The 21,042-nt window shown below is 70.1% G+C and carries 22 protein-coding genes and 1 tRNA gene; 17 read left to right on the top strand and 6 right to left on the bottom strand.

From position 1 onward, the window contains the following. Position 1 precedes the first annotated feature (1 nt). Complete coding sequence (locus AB0I94_RS17985) at positions 2-1,675, top strand: hypothetical protein (protein WP_363310524.1); 1,674 nt, start codon at positions 2-4, stop codon at positions 1,673-1,675. A 12-nt stretch (positions 1,676-1,687) separates the two neighbouring features. On the opposite strand, the gene AB0I94_RS17980 is transcribed toward AB0I94_RS17985, so the two are convergent. Next, the gene (locus AB0I94_RS17980; RefSeq protein ID WP_363310523.1) at positions 1,688-2,173 is read right to left on the bottom strand and encodes a cupin domain-containing protein; all 486 of its coding nucleotides are present in this window, start codon (positions 2,171-2,173) and stop codon (positions 1,688-1,690) included. A 125-nt stretch (positions 2,174-2,298) separates the two neighbouring features. Here AB0I94_RS17980 and AB0I94_RS17975 point away from each other — a divergent pair, with 125 nt between their 5' ends. Next, positions 2,299-3,210 carry a LysR family transcriptional regulator gene (locus AB0I94_RS17975; protein ID WP_363310522.1) on the top strand — a complete coding sequence of 304 codons (912 nt, stop codon included), beginning with the start codon at positions 2,299-2,301 and terminating at the stop codon, positions 3,208-3,210. Between the two features lie 27 nt (positions 3,211-3,237). Here AB0I94_RS17975 and AB0I94_RS17970 read toward each other — a convergent pair whose 3' ends face one another. After that, entirely contained in the window at positions 3,238-3,789 is a 552-nt protein-coding gene (locus tag AB0I94_RS17970; protein ID WP_363310521.1) for a GNAT family N-acetyltransferase, read from the bottom strand. A gap of 229 nt (positions 3,790-4,018) precedes the next feature. After that, positions 4,019-5,620: an ABC-F family ATP-binding cassette domain-containing protein gene (locus AB0I94_RS17965; RefSeq protein ID WP_363310520.1), complete on the bottom strand. Its 1,602-nt coding sequence runs from the start codon at positions 5,618-5,620 to the stop codon at positions 4,019-4,021. 181 nt (positions 5,621-5,801) lie between these two features. On the opposite strand from AB0I94_RS17965, the gene AB0I94_RS17960 reads away from it, so the two are divergent. Beyond that, on the top strand, positions 5,802-6,389 hold the full coding sequence (locus tag AB0I94_RS17960) for an HhH-GPD-type base excision DNA repair protein (RefSeq protein ID WP_363310519.1): 588 nt from the start codon (positions 5,802-5,804) through the stop codon (positions 6,387-6,389). 1,119 nt (positions 6,390-7,508) lie between these two features. Continuing rightward, the gene (locus AB0I94_RS17955; RefSeq protein WP_363310518.1) at positions 7,509-7,661 is read left to right on the top strand and encodes a hypothetical protein; all 153 of its coding nucleotides are present in this window, start codon (positions 7,509-7,511) and stop codon (positions 7,659-7,661) included. A gap of 83 nt (positions 7,662-7,744) precedes the next feature. Here the strand turns inward: AB0I94_RS17955 and AB0I94_RS17950 are convergent, their stop codons facing one another. Then, positions 7,745-9,301, bottom strand: a complete 1,557-nt coding sequence (locus tag AB0I94_RS17950; RefSeq protein WP_363310517.1) for a helicase HerA-like domain-containing protein — start codon at positions 9,299-9,301, stop codon at positions 7,745-7,747. Between the two features lie 249 nt (positions 9,302-9,550). Between AB0I94_RS17950 and AB0I94_RS17945 the strand changes: the two genes are divergently transcribed. Together AB0I94_RS17945 and AB0I94_RS17940 are read left to right on the top strand one after the other, a co-directional pair. Further along, complete coding sequence (locus tag AB0I94_RS17945) at positions 9,551-9,847, top strand: type II toxin-antitoxin system VapB family antitoxin (protein WP_003955420.1); 297 nt, start codon at positions 9,551-9,553, stop codon at positions 9,845-9,847. Positions 9,848-10,079: 232 nt separating this feature from the next. Continuing rightward, positions 10,080-10,727, top strand: coding sequence for a LytR C-terminal domain-containing protein (locus AB0I94_RS17940; RefSeq protein ID WP_363310516.1), 648 nt, complete (start codon positions 10,080-10,082; stop codon positions 10,725-10,727). A 29-nt stretch (positions 10,728-10,756) separates the two neighbouring features. Here AB0I94_RS17940 and upp read toward each other — a convergent pair whose 3' ends face one another. Continuing rightward, positions 10,757-11,392, bottom strand: a complete 636-nt coding sequence (gene upp / locus AB0I94_RS17935) for a uracil phosphoribosyltransferase (protein WP_160505979.1) — start codon at positions 11,390-11,392, stop codon at positions 10,757-10,759. A gap of 148 nt (positions 11,393-11,540) precedes the next feature. Here upp and AB0I94_RS17930 point away from each other — a divergent pair, with 148 nt between their 5' ends. The 9 genes from AB0I94_RS17930 (at position 11,541) to AB0I94_RS17890 (ending at position 17,415) form a co-directional block, all read left to right on the top strand. Continuing rightward, positions 11,541-11,726: a hypothetical protein gene (locus AB0I94_RS17930; RefSeq protein ID WP_363310515.1), complete on the top strand. Its 186-nt coding sequence runs from the start codon at positions 11,541-11,543 to the stop codon at positions 11,724-11,726. Between the two features lie 205 nt (positions 11,727-11,931). Then, positions 11,932-12,504: a hypothetical protein gene (locus tag AB0I94_RS17925; protein WP_363310585.1), complete on the top strand. Its 573-nt coding sequence runs from the start codon at positions 11,932-11,934 to the stop codon at positions 12,502-12,504. A gap of 196 nt (positions 12,505-12,700) precedes the next feature. Next, positions 12,701-13,132: a tRNA adenosine(34) deaminase TadA gene (gene tadA / locus AB0I94_RS17920; protein ID WP_363310584.1), complete on the top strand. Its 432-nt coding sequence runs from the start codon at positions 12,701-12,703 to the stop codon at positions 13,130-13,132. A gap of 79 nt (positions 13,133-13,211) precedes the next feature. Then, positions 13,212-13,296: transfer RNA gene (locus AB0I94_RS17915), tRNA-Ser, on the top strand. A gap of 467 nt (positions 13,297-13,763) precedes the next feature. Then, positions 13,764-13,943, top strand: coding sequence for a hypothetical protein (locus tag AB0I94_RS17910; RefSeq protein WP_160505981.1), 180 nt, complete (start codon positions 13,764-13,766; stop codon positions 13,941-13,943). Between the two features lie 52 nt (positions 13,944-13,995). Continuing rightward, positions 13,996-14,289 carry a Dabb family protein gene (locus tag AB0I94_RS17905; RefSeq protein WP_363310514.1) on the top strand — a complete coding sequence of 98 codons (294 nt, stop codon included), beginning with the start codon at positions 13,996-13,998 and terminating at the stop codon, positions 14,287-14,289. A gap of 236 nt (positions 14,290-14,525) precedes the next feature. Then, positions 14,526-15,404 (top strand): SigB/SigF/SigG family RNA polymerase sigma factor, encoded by an 879-nt coding sequence (locus AB0I94_RS17900; RefSeq protein ID WP_363310513.1) that lies wholly within the window; start codon positions 14,526-14,528, stop codon positions 15,402-15,404. A 244-nt stretch (positions 15,405-15,648) separates the two neighbouring features. After that, positions 15,649-16,509: an RNA polymerase sigma factor SigF gene (locus AB0I94_RS17895; protein WP_363310512.1), complete on the top strand. Its 861-nt coding sequence runs from the start codon at positions 15,649-15,651 to the stop codon at positions 16,507-16,509. Between the two features lie 90 nt (positions 16,510-16,599). Next, positions 16,600-17,415: a hypothetical protein gene (locus AB0I94_RS17890; RefSeq protein ID WP_363310511.1), complete on the top strand. Its 816-nt coding sequence runs from the start codon at positions 16,600-16,602 to the stop codon at positions 17,413-17,415. Between the two features lie 108 nt (positions 17,416-17,523). Here AB0I94_RS17890 and AB0I94_RS17885 read toward each other — a convergent pair whose 3' ends face one another. After that, positions 17,524-17,727, bottom strand: coding sequence for a hypothetical protein (locus AB0I94_RS17885; RefSeq protein ID WP_363310509.1), 204 nt, complete (start codon positions 17,725-17,727; stop codon positions 17,524-17,526). 172 nt (positions 17,728-17,899) lie between these two features. Here AB0I94_RS17885 and AB0I94_RS17880 point away from each other — a divergent pair, with 172 nt between their 5' ends. Next, complete coding sequence (locus tag AB0I94_RS17880; RefSeq protein ID WP_363310508.1) at positions 17,900-18,379, top strand: MarR family transcriptional regulator; 480 nt, start codon at positions 17,900-17,902, stop codon at positions 18,377-18,379. A 14-nt stretch (positions 18,380-18,393) separates the two neighbouring features. Then, the gene (locus AB0I94_RS17875; protein ID WP_363310507.1) at positions 18,394-20,913 is read left to right on the top strand and encodes a DHA2 family efflux MFS transporter permease subunit; all 2,520 of its coding nucleotides are present in this window, start codon (positions 18,394-18,396) and stop codon (positions 20,911-20,913) included. The last annotated feature ends 129 nt before the right edge of the window (positions 20,914-21,042 follow it).

The raw sequence follows: 21,042 nt of genomic DNA, 5'->3' as shown, positions 1-21,042 counted from the left end.
CGTGCCGAGCTTCCTGATGACCTGGCCCGAGCCGGTGCTGTACCTGGCTGTCGCCCTGGTTCTGGCCGGACTCGCCGTCCTCGCGCGGAAACTGTGGGTACCGGGCCAGCGGCAGAAGCAGGCAGTGGTGCTCGGCGGTCTGGCCGTGCTGTGCGCCGGACTGGGCTGGGTGACGAACGAAGTGGTGAGCCGTCCCGACTACTGCCACTACGACCTGCGCATCGAGAAGAAGAACAACCAGTGCGTCGGCATCAGTGACGGGACCTACACCTTCGACAAGGCGGACAACCCCGGTCTTGACAAGGTCACCCGGTTGATCCGTGAGGAGAACGCGGCGGCGGAGAAGGCGAAGTCCACGGCCACCGTGGCGTTCATGCTGCCGATGACTCCCGACAACGGTCCCGAACGGCGTCAGGTCCTGCGGGAGGTACAGGGCGCCTACCTGGCCCAGCTTCACGCGAACCATGCCGCACCACTGGGTTCACGCACCCCGAGCATCCGTCTTGTCCTCGCCAACCCGGGCCGGGACTACGCCTCGTGGGAGAAGGTCACCAGCCGCCTTCACGACATGACCGACGACTCCCAGTCCCCGCTGCGTGCGGTCACAGGTTTCAACCTGAGCGTCCAGAACACCGAGGACGCCCTGCACGCCTTGGCCGCTGTGGACATTCCGATGGTCGGCGGCCCGATCACCGCCGACGAGATGGAAAACGTACGCACGGACGGAACACAACGTTTTCCCGGCATGGCGCGCACCGCGCCGACCAACTCCGACCAGGCGAAAGCCCTGGTCGACTACAACACAGGCGAGAAGGACACCAAGCGCGAGGACGCCGTGCTCGTGGTGGACATCCGCCCCCACGACACGTACAACTCCTCGCTCGCCAAAGCCTTCGCCAAAGCCGTCTCCCCGCGAACCAAGCCCAAGGAGTTTGAGTCCGAGAGTCCGACCGAGGTGGGCAACGTCGCCAACCAGTTCGCAGCCATGGTCGACTCGGTCTGCAACAGCCGGGCCAAGAACATCTACTTCGCCGGGCGCCCCGTACACCTGCGGCTCTTCCTGCTGGAACTCGCGGCGCGCCCGTGCGGCAAGCTGGAGCAAACAGTGATCACCGGCTCCGGGGCCTCCACCGTCTCGCTGTACCTCACGGCCCGCGACTGGAAGGCCCTGAAGGACAATCCCCGGATCACTCTGCAGTACTCAGCTGTGGGGCACCCCCAGATGTGGGAGAAGGGCGACTTCGGGAAGACCAAGGAGTTTTACACGAGCGCGACACGCTCACCGGCTCAGGTCCTGCGCTCAATCCAGGGCGAAGCCGAGCGGCGGGGCCTCAGCTCCGGCGAGTCCGACTTCTGGGACGACTCCCGCGCCATGAGCGCCTTCGACTCGGTCTGGCTCGCGGCCAACGCCCTCAAGGAAACACCTCCTGACGCGAACAGCCGCGTACCGAGCCTTGAGGGCGTCCGGGACCAGTGGCGAGCCACGTACTCCACCAAGGGCGTCCCCGGGGTAACCGGATGGTTCTGCATGGACAACGACGGCAACCCATACAACAAGGCCGTGGCAGTGGTCACCCTCGGCAAGGGCAAGGATGACTCCACCATCCGCTTCGAAGGCATGGGGTGGCCCGGGGAGAGCCCGTCCCGCGACTGCGAGGTGCCGAAGGACGGATGAGCCAAGGCGCCCTCAGCGCTCGACGAAGAAGCTGTCGTGCTTGACGAGGAACTCGCCGAATTCCTTGCCGCCCTTCTGGGCCATCTCCGCGACCTGCTCGAAGTACTCCTCGCGCGGGGCGCCCGGGGAGAACAGCATGATCATGGAGGCGGGGTCGTCGCTGTCGTTCTTGAAGGCGTGCAGGCCGCCGACCGGGACGTAGAGGAAGTCCCCGGGGCCGCCGGTGATCCAGCGCTCTCCGTTGTAGAGCTGGACCTGGCCGGACAGGACGAAGAAGGACTCCGAGATCGACTTGTGGAAGTGCGTGCTCGGTCCGGGGGACTTCGGGCCCAAGTCCACCTTGTAAAGGCCGAATTCGCCGCCGGTGGAGGCGTGGGTCGCGAGATAGTGCGTGCGGTTGCCGCCGGGGCGGACCAGCTCGGGCTCTTGGTCGGCCGGTCTGAACACGGCGTTGATCTCGCCTTCTTCGCCGAGATAGCGGGGCTCCGGGTAAGACATGGTCCGCTCCTTGCGTCGTGACACGGTCAGTTGTCGCTCACTAAGTGTTTGACCTTATCCAGCGACCAGGCCCCCACCCTGTTAGTTGTGCGCAAGGGTTCCGGAGCAGGATTAAGCTGAACTGCATGCTTGATACGCGGCGCATGCAGGTCCTCAGGGCAGTGGTCACCAGCGGCTCCGTGACCGCCGCGGCACGCAACCTCGGGTACACGCCCTCCGCGGTCAGCCAGCAGATGGCGGCCCTGGAGAAGGAGGCGGGCATCGCCCTCTTGGAGCGCACCGGCCGCGGGGTGCGGGCGACGGACGCCGGGCGGCTGCTCACCGAGTACGCGGTGGTAATCGGCAAGCAGATCGCCGAGGCGGAGACGGCGCTCGCCGAGCTGCGGGCGGGGCGTACGGGCCGGGTCTCCATGCGGTACTTCACGACGGCGGGCGCGCCGCTGGTCGCCCCGGCCCTGGCCGCGCTCCGGCGCGCGCAACCCGGTGTGCAGGTCGAGTTGAAGCTGTCGGACCCCGACGATCCGATGCCCGCGGTGCGGGACCGGCAGGCCGACCTCGCTCTGGTGGTCAGGCCGCCGGACCAACTGGGCGTGGACGGCGTCCGGTTCGAGCATCTTCTTGATGACCGCTACCACGCCGTGCTCCCCGCGGGCCATCCCCTCGCCGTGAAGCAGCGGCTCGAGATGACGGACCTGGCCGACGAACCGTGGGTCGCGAGCGAGTCGCCGGGCCCCTGCCTCGACCCCATCCTCGACGCGTGCGGTGCGGCCGGCTTCAGCCCGGACTTCGTGGTGGAGAGCGGGGACTACGCCACGGCGCAGGGCTTCGTCGCCGCGGGTCTCGGTGTCAGCCTCGTACCGGAACTCGGCCTGGACGCGCCCCACCCCGGTGTGGTCGTCCGCGAGGTCCGCAATCCGGTGCCGCTCCGGTCGATCTACGCGGCGGTGCGGGGCCCGGCGCCGGACCGCCCGGCGGTACGGGGGCTGATCGACGCGCTGCGGGACGCGGTGACTCGGCTCGACGGGGTCACGGATTGATTCGGCTCGGCGGGGCCACGGAGTGGCTCAGCTCGGCGGAGCCGCGGATTCCGGTGCGGCATAACACCGCACGGTCACGGTCTGCCGCGGGCTCCAGTGCTGCTCGCCCGTGCCGAGGAACTGCCAGCCCGTACGTTCGTAGAGGGCTGTGGCCGAAGTGTCGGAGGCGACGACGTCCAGTACGGGGTACAACCCCCTCTCCCCGGCCTCGGCCACGACCCGCGCCAGCAGCCGGGCACCGATCCCGTGCCCGCGGGCGCCCGGCGCGACGAACAGCCTGCTGACCACGGCGGTCTCTTCGGCACCCACGCCCTCGCGCTCGCTCCACAGCGCTGGGGCCACGTCGTCCGCGCCGCTGCGGCAGAGCGCCACGTGCCCCGCGACGCGCCCGTCGAGCTCGGCGACCCAGGCCCCGATGAGCGAGCCCCCGGCCAGCCAGTCGGCGGGGTGCGCGGGCCAGTTGGTGGGGTAGCCGTCGGCCTTGTGCACTTGAGCGAGGGCTTCCACGCAGGCGGGGAGGTCGGGGGCTCGGCGGGGGCGGACGGGGGTGTCGCTACGGAGGGCTGGGGTTCGGCTCATCGGGGTAGGCAAGCACAGGGGGCCGTGCCGTCGCTTTGCGGCCCCCTGTTGTCGGTCCGTCTGTTCGCGGCCCCCTGTGCAGGTCCGGCGCATCGCGGGCCCGGCTGAGAGACCCCGTAGCTCCGCGCGCGAGGGAGAACGCCCGCAGCGCTGGGGGCCGGGCGGGCACGGTCGCCGCGCGGCCCCAGCGCCGCCGCGGGATGCGGTTCGGTTCCGGTTCCGGTTTCGGCTAGGCGAGCGCCACAAGGTCCCTGTAGTCGGGGCTCCAGAGGTCCTCGGTCCCGTCCGGCAGGAGCAGTACGCGATCGGGCCGCAGCGCGTCGATGGCCCCTTCGTCGTGCGTGACCATCACGATGGCTCCCGGATACGTGCCCACCGCGCCGAGCACCTCGTCGCGCGACGCCGGGTCGAGGTTGTTCGTCGGCTCGTCGAGGAGCAGCACGTTCGCCCCCGAGTGCACGAGCCCCGCGAGCGCGAGCCGGGTCTTCTCGCCGCCGGAGAGCACCGATACGGGCTTGTCGGCGTCGTCCCCGCGGAACAGGAACGACCCGAGGACGCCCCGCACCTCCCCGTCCGTGAGGCCGGGCGCCGCGGCGGCGAGGTTCTCACGCACCGTCATCCCGCCGTCCAGGGTGTCGTGCTCCTGCGCGAAGTAGCCGAGCCGCGCACCGTGACCGTGCACCACCCGCCCGCTGTCCGGGAGTTCGGCCCCGGCGAGGAGGCGCAGGAGGGTGGTCTTCCCGGCCCCGTTGAACCCGAGGACGACGAGCCGGCTGCCCCGGTCGACGGCCAGATCGACACCCCTGAGCACCTGATGACCCCCGTACGCCTTCACCAGACTGATCGCACCGAGCGGCGTACGCCCGCACGGCGCGGGTTCGGGCAACCGGATCCGCGCCACGCGATCGCCCCTCCGCACGGGCTCGGTGTCGGCGAGCATCCGGTCGGCGCGGCGGGCCATGTTCTTCGCGGCGGTGGCGGTGGCGACGTGCGAGCGCATCTTCTCCGCCTGGCTGCGCAGCGAAGCGGCCTTCCGCTCCGCGTTGGCCCGCTCACGGCCGCGGCGCCGCTCGTCCGCGGCCCGCTGGGACAGGTAGGTGTGCCAGCCGGTGTTGTGTACGTCGAGGGCGGCGCGGCCCGGGTCGAGCGCGAAGACGCGGTTGACGGTGTCCGCGAGGAGTCCGGTGTCATGGCTGATCAGCACGAGCCCACCCGGATACGACCCGAGGTACCCGCGCAGCCAGCCCACCGAATCCGCGTCCAGGTGGTTGGTCGGCTCGTCGAGGAGCAGGGTGTCGTGGCGCGAGAAGAGGATCCGGGCCAGCTCGACGCGGCGCCGTTGGCCGCCGGAGAGGTGGCCCACCGGCGCGTCCATCATGCGCTCGGGGATGCCGAGCCCGGCGGCCACGCGGGCGGCCTCCGCCTCGGCGGCGTACCCGCCCCTGGCCTGGAAGGCGTCGTCGGCGCGGGCGTAGGCGGCCATGGCCCGCTGCTGCTCCGCGTCGCTTTCGGCGGTGGCCATCGCGCTCTCGGCGGTACGCAGGGCTCGTGCGGCCCGGTCGAGGCCGCGGGCGGAGAGGATGCGGGCCGTGACGGTGCTGTGCGGGTCGGCGGCGGCGGGGTCCTGGGCCAGGTAGCCGAGGGAGCCGGTGCGGGTGAGGGTGCCCGCGGCCGGGGCGACCTGTCCCGCGAGGGCCTTGAGGAGGGTGGTCTTGCCCGCGCCGTTACGGCCGACGAGGCCGATGCGGTCGCCGGGGGCGATGTGGAAGGAGGCGCCGGCCAGCAGGAGCCGGGCGCCGACGCGGACGTCGATGCGTCGGGCGGTGATCATGGGGTAACGCTCCGCAGTAGCGAATGGACACACGGGTGACGTGGAGACCGGTGTCCTGGCTAGGAGATGCGGGGCGTAGACATGGGGCGATGGTAGGTGGGGGCAGCCCGGGGACGCACGCGGATTTCCGCGCCCCGGGGCCACCAGGCGAAGCCCGGCGCCACGCGGGATGATCGGCTCCATGAACGACATCACCCTGCACCTGGCCCAGGAGCCGGAGGCCGATGCGCTCCTCAGCCGCAGTCCGCTGGCCGCTCTCGTCGGGATGCTGCTTGACCAGCAGGTTCCGATGGAGTGGGCGTTCGCGGGCCCGCATACGATCGCGCGGCGGTTGAACGCGGACGATCTCGACGCGCACGAGATCGCGGCGTACGACCCTGACGAGTTCGCCGCGCTGCTCTCCGCCAAACCGGCGGTGCATCGCTATCCGGGGTCGATGGCGAAGCGGATTCAGCAGCTGTGCGCGTACCTCGTGGAGCACTACGAGGGCGACCCCACCGCCCTGTGGGAGGGCGCCGACTCCGGCAAGGACCTCCTGAAGCGCCTCAACGACCTCCCGGGCTTCGGGAAGCAGAAGTCCCAGATCTTCCTGGCCCTGCTCGGCAAGCAACTGGGCGTACGGCCTGCCGGCTGGCGGGAGGCGGCGGGGGCGTACGGGGAGCCGGACGCGTACCGCTCGGTCGCGGACATCAAGGGGCCCGAATCCCTGCAGCGAGTCCGCGCCCACAAGCAGCAGCTCAAGGCGGCAGCCAAGTCCTCCCCCAAGTAACCCTTGCCCCGCAGCTGCACCCTCCCCGAACAGGCCTTCCCCACCCACCCACCCGATTACCCCGCATCCGCCCCTGCCTGAACAAGCCTTTCCCACCCACCCGCCCGATTGCCCCGCGGTGCCGGGATCGACTCGGGGGGGAGGGGGCGTGCAGCCCGTGTGACCGGGTGGGAAAGCCGCGGCGGGGAGCGGAAGGGCAACCGGGCAACCCATGTACCCCCAAGCCAGGGGAGCCCAGCCCCCGACCGCCCGCAGCCTGCAGCGCGCGCGAGGGGACGTGCCGGTTTGTCCGCCCGGAGCACGGCTCGCGGCGCTCCGGAGCCGAAGCATCCACGCGGCCACCGGACGATAGCGAGGACGGACATACCGGCGCGGCCCCGCCCCACGGCTGGGGTGACCGCGAGATCCACCGGTGCCGCAGCAACCCGGTGCCGCAACACCCACGCGCCCACCGGACGACAGCGAGGACGGACGTACCGGCGCGGCCCAACCCCCAAGGCGAGCAAGCACCGCACCCGCCCACACCCGCACTCCGACCCACCCCAAGGCGAGCAAGCACCGCACCTGCCCACACCCGCACCCACCCCAAGGCGAGCAAGCGCCGCACCCACCCCCGCCCGCACCGCCAGCGCCACCCGCCCCCGCACCCGCACCCCCTCCGTAGTCCAACAGAGGGGATCTCGGCGCCGAGGAACAGCAAGCAGGTTCCCCCGGGGGACATGACCCCTCATGAGTCGCGCCGCGTCACCCCGCCCCGCGTGGCTCAGAGCTGCCCTCATCCTTCTGGCACTCCTCGGCACCGTCCTCGCCCCCGCCTCCCCCACGGAAGCCGCCCCAGCCCCACCGCCACCCGCGGCCGTCTCCAGCGAGCCCGCAGGCGAGGCTCACCAGGAAACCGCCGACAGCGCACTCCGCGTACCCACGCGACGCCCCAGCCCCCTCGCCAACCGAGCCACACGCCCCCGCGGCCCCCGCCGAAGCCGCCCCCTCCCCACCGGTGGCCTCGGCCACCTCCCCGCCCCGCGTTCCGTCGTCCTCCGCTGCTGACAGGCCGCGCCCCGCTCGGGCCGACAGCCCCACCACCAAGCACCAGCAGCAGCGAACTGAGGACAGACACCCATGCCCATCGACCCGTACGCGGCCATGCACGCACTCCTCCGCGCCGAAGCCGTACGCAACGCCCCCGACCCCAGCCCCGCACCCAACCCCGCACCCTCGCAGGCCGACGAAGAAGGCCGGCAGGAGGACCGGCCCGAGCCGAACGACCGCTAGCCCCCTTCACCCACCCCCTCTGCCCCCACCCCCCTCCGCCCCACCACCGGCGCAGACGCGGACGCCCGGCGCCCCCGCCGGCCTCAGCGTCCGCGTCTGCGCCGGGCCGTCCCGAACACCGAACGTGAAATCTCCCGCCCGATCTGCGTCCCCAACGACCGCGCGAGCGACTTGAAGATCCCGCTCCCCACCACCTGATCCACCACGGAACCCGAAGCCTCCGCCTTACCACCCCCCGCCCCCTCCGCCCTCTCCGCCGCGGCCTCCGCGGCCTCCGCGGCCGCCGCCACCTCCGCGGCCGCCTCCTCCGCCTCCGCCTGACGCGCGGTCAATTTCTCGTACGCCGACTCCCTGTCCACCGCCTCCGCATACCGCCCGTACAACACCGACCCCTTCACCGCCCCCTCCAGCGCCCCCGCCTCCGCCGGGCCCATCAGCGACTCCGGCGCCCGCAACCGCGTCACGGCCACCGGCGTCGGCGCGCCCTTCTCGCTCAGTACGGTGATCACCGCCTCGCCCGTGCCGAGCGCGGTCAGCGTCTCCTCCAGGTCGTACGCCGCATTCGGGAACGTCCGGACCGTCGCCCTCAGCGCCTTCTGGTCGTCCGGGGTGAAGGCCCGCAGCGCGTGCTGGACGCGGTTGCCCAGCTGGGCGAGGACATCCCCGGGGACGTCCTTCGGCGTCTGCGTCACGAAGAAGACGCCGACCCCCTTCGAGCGGATCAGCCGCACGGTCTGGGTGATCGCTTCCAGAAACGCCTTCGACGCCCCGTTGAAGAGCAGGTGCGCCTCGTCGAAGAAGAAGACGAGCTTCGGCTTCTCCACGTCGCCCACCTCGGGCAGGTCGTGGTAGAGATCCGCGAGGAGCCACATCAGGAACGTCGAGAAGAGCTGCGGCTTGTCCTGTACGGCGGGCAGCTCAAGGACCGACACCACGCCCCGCCCGTCCGGCGCCGCCCGCAGGAACTCGCTCGTGTCGAACTCCGGCTCCCCGAAGAAGTTCCCCATGCCCTGCGCCTCGAAGGCGGTCAGTGCCCGCAGAATGACGCCCGCGGTGACCGTGGAGAGCCCGCCGATCCCCTTGAGCTCGGACTTGCCCTCGTCCGACGTCAGGAACGTCACCACGGCCCGCAGGTCCTTCAGATCGACCAGTTCGAGCCCTTTTTGATCGGCGTAATGGAAGATCAGGCCGAGCGACTGCTCCTGCGTCTGGTTCAGCTGGAGCACCTTCGAGAGCAGCACGGGGCCGAAGCTCGTGATCGTGGCCCGCACGGGAATGCCGGTGCCGATCCCGCCCAGCGCGTAGAACTCGCTCGGGAAGCCCGTCGCCTCCCACGTCTGCCCGACCTCCCGCGCCCGTTCGGCGACCTTCTCGCCGCTCTCCCCGGGCACCGAGATCCCCGAGACGTCCCCCTTGATGTCGGCGAGGAACACCGGCACGCCCTGCGCGGCCAGTTGCTCGGCGATGAGCTGGAGGGTCTTCGTCTTTCCGGTGCCGGTCGCCCCCGCGACGAGCCCGTGCCGGTTGAGCATGGCCAGCGGGATGCGGACCTGGGCGTCGGGCAGACACCGCCCGTCCCACAGGAGCGCGCCGAGGTCCAGCGCCGGCCCGGCGAAGGCGTACCCGGAGATGATCTCCATCGCTTCCCGGGGCAGCGCCGCACCCCTACCGGAACCTTCCCTTCCGGGCGTCACCCTCGTGACCGGCGAAGACACGTTAGAGGGGTTCGCGCGCCCCGTCATGGACGGCATCGGTCGGCTGTCGCTCACTTCTGCCCCTGCTCCCGGCTTGAGTGTTCCCGGTTTGCCCCGGTTTCCGGTGGCATTTCCCAGAGTCACACTCCGTCTCCATGGCTGCGCCCGGAGAGCCTTGCCCGGTAGGCTTTCCGTGTGATCTTCAAGCGCATCGGAAACGGCCGGCCGTACCCCGACCACGGCCGGGAAAGCACCCGGCAGTGGGCGGACGTCGCGCCGCGCCCGGTCCGCCTCGATCAGCTCGTGACGACCAAGGGCCAGCTGGACCTGGAGACCCTCCTCGCGGAGGACTCGACGTTCTACGGCGACCTCTTCGCGCACGTGGTGAAGTGGCAGGGCGACCTGTACCTGGAAGACGGACTGCACCGCGCGGTCCGCGCGGCGCTCCAGCAGCGCCAGGTGCTGCACGCCCGCGTACTCGAACTGGGCTGACAACGGCGCACAGCCGCGACACCGGGCACGCATGCCCTCACGCCCGCTCTCACGCATGCCCTCATGCGCGCTCTCACGCGTGACCTCACGCTTGCCCATCGCACCCCATCCCACCTCGCCCCACCCGGCGCCCGCGCTCGCGCACGCCCTCATTGGCCCTTTCGGGTTGGACTGAGCCCAAGCCAATGATCATTTAGTAGGCATCACGGCGTCGCCGCATTACGCTGCGCCCATGAGCATGCTCACTCCCCCCGGCATGGGCGGCGAATACCGCATCACGGGGGCCAAATACCCGCGAATGCGCCGCCCCCGTGGCCGCCGCAGGATCGTGCTCGCGGTGGTCGCGTCCGCCATGGCGGTCGGCCTGATCGGCTGGGGAACACTGCAGCTCATCGACGTCTTCACGGGCGGCGGCAAGGCCACCGCGGCGAGCTCGCGCGGCCACTGCGCGACCAGGCCCGGCCCTTCAACCGAGCCGGCCGCCCCCAAGGCACTGCCCAAGCCGGCCCAGGTCAAGGTCAACGTCTTCAACGCCACGCCCCGCTCCGGTCTCGCCAAGGACGTCGCGGCCGAGCTCAAGAAGCGCGGCTTCACCATCGGCAAGGTGGACAACGCGCCGAAGGCGTACGACAAGAAGGTCAAGGGCACCGGGGTACTGCTCGGCGCCAAGACCGCCACGGACACCGCGCTGCCGGTCCTCGGCACACAGCTCGCGGGCACCGAGAGCCGGGCCGACGCCCGCAAGGGCGGCGAGGTGGACCTCATCCTGGGCGACAAGTTCAAGGATCTGGCAAAGAAAGAGGACGCCGACAAGGCTCTGGCGGTACTCGCCAAACCCAAGCCGGCGCCCTCGACGTCCAACGGCAAGAAAGACTGCTGAGCGCTGCTGCCCGAAAGGGCCGCTGAGTGCTACTCCGCGGTCCCGTACATCCGGTCTCCGGCGTCGCCGAGGCCCGGAACGATGTAGCCGTTCTCGTTGAGCCGCTCGTCCACCGACGCCGTCACGACCGTCACCGGCGTGCCCGCGAGCTCGCGCTCCATGACCTCGACGCCCTCGGGCGCGGCGAGGAGCACCACGGCGGTGACATCGTCCGCGCCGCGCTTGATCAGCTCCTGGATGGCCGCGACGAGCGTGCCGCCGGTGGCCAGCATCGGGTCGAGGACGTACACCTGACGCCCGGAGAGGTCCTCCGGCATGCGGGTCGCGTACGTCGACGCCTGCAGGGTCTCCTCGTCGCGGATCATCCCGAGGAAGCCCACCTCGGCGGTGGGCAGGAGCCGCACCATGCCGTCCAGCATGCCGAGCCCGGCGCGCAGGATCGGCACGACCAGCGGGCGCGGGTGCGACAGCTTGACGCCGGTCGTCGGAGTGACCGGGGTCTCGATGTCGACCTGCTCGGTGCGCACGTCCCGGGTGGCCTCGTACGCGAGCAGGGTGACCAGCTCGTCGGCGAGGCGTCGGAAGGTCGGGGAGTCGGTGCGCTTGTCGCGCAGCGTGGTGAGTTTGTGCGCCACCAGCGGGTGGTCGACGACGTGGATACGCATAACTGCAACGGTAACCGCGCCCGGGACCCCCCGGACGCCCCCGAGACCGACAACTCCGCACCTCACCGAGCCCCCCGGAAGACGCCGCTCTGGCATCAAACCCGCTGTCCGGGGGAAAGTGGACGTACGACCTGGGGTGGTGTTGCCCATGCCGGACAGAGAGCCCGGTGGCCGAGAGTCGGACCGCGAGACCGAAGCCGAGCGCCGGCGCCGCCGCGCCCAGTTCCTGCACGAACGGGCGGAGGCCCTCGAGCTCCGCGACCGTGTGAAGCCGCGCCGCGCCCGGGCGGCACGGATGCGTCAGCAGATGCGTATGCGCACGTTCCGCTGGTAGCGGCCACCTCTCACGCAGGCGTCGGGGAGCTGTCCGGAAAACGCGACGCGGACACAGCGGGCGGAAGACCTCTCCTCAGGCCGTGGTTTCTGCCACGATTCCGAGTGGGCGGGGCATGGAACAGCAACTCCCCCGCTCCCCGAACTCGCCGGGGGGACACCCAAACCGTCAACCGGCACTGTCTATGACCAGTGGGAGAGTCACGGTGTACTTCGCCGCACTGCTCGCGCGCACCGAAGACGGGTGGGAAGCGAGCGACACGGAGCTCGACGATGTGGAGACCCTGTCGGATCTGACCGACCTGGCCCGCGAGGCCACGGCCGGCAGCGCTGAGGACGACACCGTCGTCGTCTTCATCGAACAGGAGGGCGCCTGGTTCGGCGTCGTCCGCGTGGACGGTGAGGAGGACCCTCGTATCTACGTCTCGGACGCGGCCGCGGCCGCCCGGAGTGCGTACGGCGAGATCCTGCTCACCGACGAGATGCTCGGCCGTGAGCCGGGCACCGACGATCCGGGCGTCGATCTGGACGCCCTCGACCTGGACGGCACGGAGGACGGCGAACCCGCCGAGTCCGCGGCCGTCCCCGATTCCGCCGATGACGACGACACGGAGGACGCCTCGGACGACGTGCTGCCCGCTGGGCCCCTCGGCGACTCCGAGCTCCTGATCGACCTCGGCGTGCCCGAGAAGGAGCTGCTCGGTCTGGAACCCGGTGACGCGCTCAGCGACATCGCCGAGATCCTCGGGGCGGCGGAGGTGCTCGAGACAGTCCGCTAGGTTTTCGCGGCGTGACCCATGGGCCCGGTGTGACCCGTGGGTCACGGTGTGACCGAAGGGCGGCTCCTCGTGTGACCGATAGATTCCCGGTGTGACCGACCGGAACAACCACATCGCCCCGCCCGTACCCGACCGGGAAGCCGATCCGGTACCCAACCGGGAAGCCGATCCCGTACGCGACCGCTGGCGGGCCGCCATGCGGCTCGCCCTGGCCGAGGCCGAACTGGCGGCCCAGGGCGGCGATGTGCCCGTCGGCGCCGTCGTGCTGTCCCCGGACGGCACGACGGTGCTCGCGGCGGGCCACAACGAACGCGAGGCGACCGGCGACCCGACGGCGCACGCGGAGGTCCTCGCCGTCCGCCGGGCCGCGGCCGCGCTCGGGGAGTGGCGGCTCACCGGCTGCACGCTGGTGGTGACCCTGGAGCCGTGCACGATGTGCGCGGGGGCGCTCGTCCAGTCCCGGGTCGACCGGGTCGTCTACGGGGCGCGCGACGAGAAGGCGGGGGCCGCCGGTTCCGTCTGGGACGTCGTGCGGGACAGGAGGCTCAACCACCGCCCCGAGGTGATCGAGGGCGTACTCGCGGAAGAGACCGCGGGGGTGCTCACCCGCTTCTTCCGGGGGCGCTGAGCGGGTCTCCCACGGGCGGCGGGGGCCCTCGGACAAACCGATTTCTGACCACGGCCCACTTTGGGCTAGAGTTCCTCTCGGTAGCGTGTCCGAGCGGCCGAAGGAGCTCGCCTCGAAAGCGAGTGTGGGGAAACTCACCGTGGGTTCAAATCCCACCGCTACCGCTCTTGATACGAAGGCCCCGTCCGCGAGGACGGGGCCTTCGTCGTTTCCGGGGGGCGGGCCGAAAGGGCCGCGCACACACCGCCCGAGAAGACCTGCACGCGCGCGAGAGCCCCGGCACCACGAGGACACCGGGGCTCTCTGCTCTCTCCCGTCAGGACGGGGGGAACGGCATCGGGGGGACAAGCCGCTCCCCCCGATGAGGACTGGAACCCTCAAGCCGGCGCCGTCTTTCGGGGGGAAGCCGACGGCGCGCGGCCCCGCAGTGGGGCCAGTCCCTTGCCGGCGGATTCCTGCCAGATCCGCCGGGCACATCACCAATCCTGCGCTCGGCGCGTCTCGGAACGGCGCGGCAAAGGGCCTCCGCTGCGGGGCCGTTGGTCCTTAAAGACCTTGTGAGTACTGCCGGGTTAGACTCACCGCCGTCACAGGGGCCACAGAGCGCAGCGGGTAAGGGGAGGCCGAGAGCATGGCGGTGCAGTGGAAAAAGATCGGACTCTTCGCGCTCGTGGTCTTCATGCTCTACGTGATCATCACTGACCCCGCCAAGGCCGCGGACTACGTGCAGATAGGCTTCGAGGCGGTCTCGGACGCCGCTCAGAGCATCGGTGACTTCATGACGTGGGTCGCCAACGGAGGCAAGGACTGAGCGGGTCGGCCCGCCGTCCTCACCCTCCTCTCCCCGCTTCCCAGGAGTGCGCATGATCCGCCATCTGGTCCTCTTCAAGCTCAACGACGGTGTGGAGCGCGACGAGCCGCGCGTCGTCGCAGGCGTCAAGGCCTTCCGCGCGCTCGGCGAACAGATCCCGGAGCTGACGTTCTGGGAATGCGACTGGAACATCACCGACCGGCCCATCGCGTACGACTTCGCCATCAACTCGGCGGTCGAGGACACCGATGCGCTGAAGCGGTACATCGAGCACCCGGCCCACCAGGCGGGCGTCGCGCTGTGGCGCGAGTTCGCCACGTGGGTGATCGCCGACTACGAGTTCTGAGCCACCCGGCTCAGCCGCCCCGCCCCAAGCGGCCCCTCACCGGAACGGTGAGGGGCTTTTCTGCGCCTTATGGCCCAACTTGGCACCCAACACGTAGTTATCGGGTGCTTGCACACAGTGCACATGTCTTGTGATGCTATGACCGCTTTTGACGGATGAGTTGACCAAGGTCGACTGATCTTGACTGAGCTCGACAGGACTTGACTTGGCTTGACCGAGAAGGGGTGGCGTTGACCGTGCCGGCCAGTACTGCGCCTGAAGCACCACCCGTGACCCCGCAGACGAGCAACCCCGGACCACCGAGCGCGCCGGGCCCACAGGACGCGCAGACGGCCCCGAGCACCCCCAGCAGCAGAGGAGCCGACACCCGGGCCCTGACTCAGGTGCTCTTCGGCCAGCTCAAGGAGCTGGAGCCGGGCAGCCCCGAGCACGGCCGCGTCCGCGGCGCGCTCATCGAGGCCAATCTGCCCCTGGTGCGGTACGCCGCCGCACGCTTCCGCAGCCGTAACGAACCGATGGAGGACGTCGTCCAGGTCGGCACGATCGGTCTGATCAACGCCATCGACCGCTTCGATCCCGAGCGCGGCGTGCAGTTCCCGACCTTCGCGATGCCCACCGTGGTCGGCGAGATCAAGCGGTACTTCCGCGACAACGTACGAACGGTCCACGTGCCGCGCCGCCTTCACGAGCTGTGGGTGCAGGTGACCGGGGCGACCGAGGACCTCACCACGACCCACGGGCGCTCGCCCACGACCGCGGAGATCGCCGAGCGGCTGCGGATCACCGAGGAGGAGGTCCTGGCGTGCATCGAGGCCGGACGTTCCTACCACGCGACGTCGTTGGAGGCGGCCCAGGAGGGCGACGGTCTTCCCGGTCTGCTCGATCGGCTCGGCTATGAGGACCCGGCGCTCGACGGCGTCGAGCACCGCGATCTCGTCCGCCATCTTCTCGTCCAACTGCCCGAGCGCGAACAGCGCATCCTGCTGCTGCGCTACTACAGCAATCTGACGCAATCACAGATCAGCGCCGAATTGGGCGTTTCCCAGATGCATGTGTCAAGACTGTTGGCCAGAAGCTTCGCGCGACTTCGATCCGCAAACCGTATCGAGGCGTAACCGTAACGAGTGGTCTGTCTTCACGGCAGTTGCCGACGGTCTCGTGAGCAGAAAAGCCCCAGACCCCCTCTTTCCTGCATCGATGTCACCCTTCTTTGTCGACATGTAACTACAGCGTGTTGCCGACATGTGACATTCTGCTGGAACCGCGTTTGCCGCAGCCCCGCGTCCGGTATTCAGGTGGAGGCTGCGTTCCTCCGACGGGAGCGTCCGCCGTGACCGTCCGCGACCTCAAGGGGGTGGCATGTCCGCAGACCAGGGCAGCTCGAAGGTGCTCACGCTCACGAAGAGCGAATCGGCGCCCGACGCGCTTGTGAGTCCAGTAGTTTCCGGCGCTCCCGGAGCCATCGACACCCGCACCCTGTCCCGCTCCCTGTTCCTGCGGCTCGCCGCGCTCGACCAGGACAGCCCGGAACGTGTCTATGTGAGAGACACGCTGATCGAGCTCAACCTCCCCCTCGTCCGGTACGCGGCGGCGCGCTTCCGCAGTCGGAACGAACCGATGGAGGACATCGTCCAGGTCGGCACGATCGGCCTGATCAAGGCGATCGACCGATTCGACTGCGAACGAGGCGTGGAATTCCCGACGTTCGCGATGCCGACGGTCGTCGGTGAGATCAAGCGCTTCTTCCGCGACACCAGTTGGTCGGTGCGCGTTCCGCGACGCCTCCAGGAACTGCGGCTCGCGCTGACGAAGACGAGCGACGAGCTGGCGCAGAGGCTGGACCGCTCGCCGACCGTGCCCGAACTCGCCAAGGCGCTCGGGGTCTCCGAGGAGGACGTGGTCGACGGCCTGGCCGTCGGTAACGCGTACACCGCCTCCTCGCTCGACTCCCCGGCCCCCGAGGACGACGGCGGCGAGGGGTCCCTCGCGGACCGTCTGGGGTACGAGGACAGCGCGCTCGAAGGCGTCGAGTACCGCGAGTCGCTCAAGCCGCTGCTCGCCAAGCTCCCGCCGCGCGAGCGCCGCATCATCATGCTGCGCTTCTTCGCGAACATGACGCAGTCACAGATCGGCGAGGAGGTCGGCATCTCGCAGATGCACGTCTCGCGCCTGCTCACGCGGACGCTCTCGCAGCTCCGTGAAGGTCTCATCGCGGACTGACGGTGCTCCCCCTGTGGCCCAAGACGCCGCAGGGGGACAGGTGATGCTGACGGGGTTCCTAATTGACGACCCGTCAGCCACACTGACGCGATGCGACGTGGCATGCGGAACGTACTGAGTGCGTCCACGGCCGCCCTGTGCCTGGGTGGCCTCCTTGCTGCCTGCGGCAGCGCGGACGGTGACGGCTATGTGGCCTCGGGCCCAGCCGCCGCGGGGCCTCAGCGGGCCCCAGGTGCCGGCGTGGCCCCCACCGGGGACGTGCAGTTGGTGCCGCTGGACGGCGAGTCGTCTTCCGGAGCGGGCGGCGAGGGCGGCGAGGGCGGCAACGACAAGCCTGACGGCTCCGGGTCGCCGGAGCCCGGCTCCAGCGATTCCTCCGGCAAGTCAGCCGACGGCGAGGCTGGTTCGGACTCACCGGCCACCGCGGACAGCGGCGACTCCACGAGCAGCGGCGACTCCTCGACCGGTGACGTCAAGCCCGGTCGTACGGAGGGCAGTTCGGCAGGCGCCTCCGCAGGGAGCCCTGATGAGGGTGGCGCGAGCGGCAGCCCCTCCGCGCCCGACGGCGGCGCGAGCACCGGACCCAGCGATCCCAGCGGTCCCGCGAAGCTGAGCGTCAGCGCGCCGGAACGCAAGCCCGCCGACGACCGCTGGTGCGAGAAGGTGACCGTCACCTTCCGCAACTCCGGGGAATCACCGGTGCGTTCGGGCACGGTGACCTTCGCGACGCACATCATCGGTGCGCTCGGCGTCGACTGGGCGACGATCGAGTCGACCGAGAAGCTGCCCTCGCCCATCGGTGCGGGCAAGACGGTGAAGAAGACCTGGCCCGTGTGCGTCGAGGCTTGGCGGGTGCCGCTGGGGATGCATGTGGAGACGCAGGACGTCTCCGTGAAGTGGAAGTAGGGGAAAGGGAGTAGGCAGAGGGGCTTTCGCCTGCGGGTCCGCCGTGGCCGAGCACGCAGCCCCGCGCGCCCCTGCGGGCGCTCCCGGGAGCCCCTCGGCCCGGGAGGTCTACTTCAGCGCCAGCCAAGCCACCCCCGCGATCACCACGATCGCGAGTACGACGCCGATGATCAGGCCGACGCGCGGGCCCGCGGACGACGCCGCCGGCTGCTGCGCCCGGCCCTGCGGGGACTCGTCGACGAAGGCGCGGAACATCTGCGTGCTGCCGGCCGGGTCGGGGGTGTTCTGGGGGCCCTGGGGGTTGTGTGCCATAGCGCAGGACCCTAGCGAACCAACCGGGGTCGGCCCAACCCCCGCTGACCACGGACTTTACGAGCCGGGCCCCAGAGCTTTACCGACTCTTTAGGGCGTTGGTCCGGTTTTAATTTGCCTGCGGCAACCAACTGTCCTTATCGTTGCCCTAAGCAACAACACAGGAGGTGCCGTGGCCGCGCAGCGTCATTACGAGGAGCTGGCCCGACAGCTCAGCGCCATCGGCGCCGTGAAACGTGGTCTCGGAAGAGGTCTGCCGCACGACTGCCCGGCAGGGTCCGCCGCCGTACTCGTCCTGATCGACCGGCACGGAGAGATGCGGATGAGCAGGCTCGCCGAGCTGCTCGCCGTCGACATGTCGGTGACCAGCCGGCACGTGGCCCATGTCGCCGAGAAGGAGTGGATCCTGCGGGATCCCGACCCGGCCGACAAGCGTTCCCGGATCCTGCGCCTCACGCCCACGGGCAAGGCGAAGGTCAATGAGCTGTCCGACCTGTCCATCAGGACACTCACCCACTACTTGCATGACTGGTCAGACGACGAGGTCGTCCAGCTCAGCACGCTGCTCGCGCGACTGCGCGACAGCTTCGGGGACTGCCGTGCGGCTTCGGCCCGGCTCCCTTTCGAAGAGACCACCCGTACACCCGCGTAACGAAGAGGAAGCCCATGGCAACAACCACACCATCCGGTGTGCGGGGCAGCCACGCCAAGCACGGAGCGTCGCACGACGGAAACGCTCCGATGACTCACCGCCAGATCATGGAGGCCCTCTCCGGCCTGCTGCTCGGCATGTTCGTCGCGATCCTGTCGTCGACGATCGTCTCCAACGCCCTGCCTGAAATCATCGGCGACCTGGGCGGCGGCCAGTCCGCCTACACCTGGGTCGTCACCGCGTCGCTCCTGGCGATGACGGCGACCACGCCCCTGTGGGGCAAGCTGTCGGACCTCTTCAGCAAGAAGGCCCTGGTCCAGATAGCACTGATCATCTACGTCGGCGGTTCCGTCGTCGCCGGTCTCTCGCAGAGCGCCGAGATGCTGATCGCCTGCCGTGTCGTGCAGGGCATCGGCGTGGGCGGTCTCTCCGCCCTGGCGCAGATCGTGATGGCCGCGATGATCTCCCCGCGCGAGCGCGGCCGCTACTCCGGCTACCTCGGCGCGACCTTCGCCGTCGCCACCGTCGGCGGCCCGCTGCTCGGCGGCGTCATCACCGACACGTCGTGGCTCGGCTGGCGCTGGTGCTTCTACGTCGGCGTGCCCTTCGCGATCATCGCCCTGATCGTCCTGCAGAAGACCCTGAAGCTGCCCGTCGTGAAGCGGGACGTCAAGGTCGACTGGGGCGGCGCCTTCTTCATCACGGCGGCCGTCTGCCTGCTCCTGGTCTGGGTGACCTTCGCGGGTGACAAGTACGACTGGATGTCCTGGCAGACCGGCGTCATGGTCGGCGGTTCGATCGTCCTCGGCCTGCTCTTCCTGCTCGTCGAGTCCAAGGCGAGTGAGCCGATCATCCCGCTGCGGCTCTTCCGCAACCGCACCATCACCCTCGCCTCCCTCGCCTCGCTCTTCGTGGGCGTCGGCATGTTCGCGGGCACGGTGTTCTTCAGCCAGTACTTCCAGCTGGCGCGCGACAAGTCGCCGACGATGTCCGGTGTCATGACGATCCCGATGATCGGGGGTCTGTTCATCTCCTCGACGGTGTCGGGCCAGATCATCACCAAGACCGGCAAGTGGAAGGCCTGGCTGGTCTCCGGCGGTGCGCTCCTGACCGCGGGTCTGGGCCTGCTCGGCACGATGCGGTACGACACCGAGTACTGGCACATCGCGATCTACATGGCGCTGATGGGTCTCGGCATCGGCATGATGATGCAGAACCTGGTGCTCGCCACGCAGAACCAGGTCCCGCCCGAGGACCTCGGCTCCGCGAGCTCCGTCGTCACCTTCTTCCGTTCCCTCGGTGGCGCCATCGGCGTCTCGGCGCTCGGCGCCGTGATGTCGACCCGCATCACCCACTACGTGGAGGACGGCCTGGCCGACCTCGGCCCGAAGGCCCAGCAGATGGGCCACGGCGGCACCGGCGGCGGCGCCATCCCGGACCTGGACAAGCTCCCCGTTCCGTTCCGCACCGTCATGGAGAGCGCCTACGGGCACGGCATCGCCGACGTCTTCCTGATCGCCGCCCCGCTGGCCTTCCTCGCTTTCCTGATCACGATCTTCATCAAGGAGGTTCCGTTGCGTACGTCGGGTGCGCTGTCGCAGGCCAACGAGGCGTCGAAGACTCCGGATGCCTCTCCCGCCGAGACCACGGCTGCCGACGAGCAGCCGGTCCTCGCCTCCGTCGCGGCCCACGCCGAGACGGGCCCCGAGGGCACGCAGCGGCTGGCCGCGGTGGCGTCGTCCGCCACCGGGGAGGCCCTCCCGCCGACCGTCGGCGGCACTCCGGTCCACGGCTTCGTCCGTGGCGCGGAGAGCACTCCGGTCCCGCGGGCCGCGGTCACGCTGATCTCCCTCGGGGGTCGGCAGCTGGGCCGTGCGGTCGCGCAGGGCGACGGGTCCTACTCGGTCGACGCCCCCGGCGCGGGCTCCTACGTACTGATCGCGTCGGCCGACGGCTTCCAGCCGCAGGCCTCCACGATCGTCGTCTCCGACGAGGCCCTGGCGTACGACATCCTGCTGAGCGGCACGAGCGGCCTCAGCGGTGTGGTGCGGGCCTCCGACGGCAAGCTGCCGGTCGCCGGCGCGATGGTCATCGTGACCGACGTACGCGGCGACGTGCTGGCCACCGGGCTCACCGGTGAGCAGGGCGAGTTCACCTTCGCCGAGCTGGTGCCCGGCCAGGTCACCATCGCGGTGAACGCCGCGGGGCACCGTCCGATGGCGCTGCCCGTCGAGGTCGGCGCGGTCGGTGTCACCCGGGTCGAGGTCGAGCTCAACTCCGGTGCGCAGGTGCTCGGCACGGTGCGTGCGGCGGGCGGTCCGCTGAACGACGCGCGGGTCACGCTGGTGGACGCGGCGGGCAACGTCGTCGCCACCGCGACCACCGGGTCGGACGGCGCATACGCCTTCACCGACCTGGACAGCGGCGAGTACACGGTCATCGCGACCGGTTACCCGCCGGTGGCGACCGGCCTGACCGTCTCCGGTGAAGGTGTCGGCGACCACGACATCGAACTCGCCCACCCCGGCGAGTAATCGACCCCGGCCCGTGCGCGCGCTCTGAGCGGATGCGTGCTCACGGGCCGGTTGTGGGAAGGGCCCCCGGGCTGGTGGTGACGTACACGGCAGGGGACGGCCGTGTCACCACCGCCGGGGGCCGCACTC

Source organism: Streptomyces sp. NPDC050147, from assembly GCF_040660195.1.
Lineage (GTDB): Bacteria > Actinomycetota > Actinomycetes > Streptomycetales > Streptomycetaceae > Streptomyces.
The sequence above is the reverse complement of the archived record's forward strand: the minus strand, read 5'-3'. Positions and strand labels throughout refer to the sequence as shown.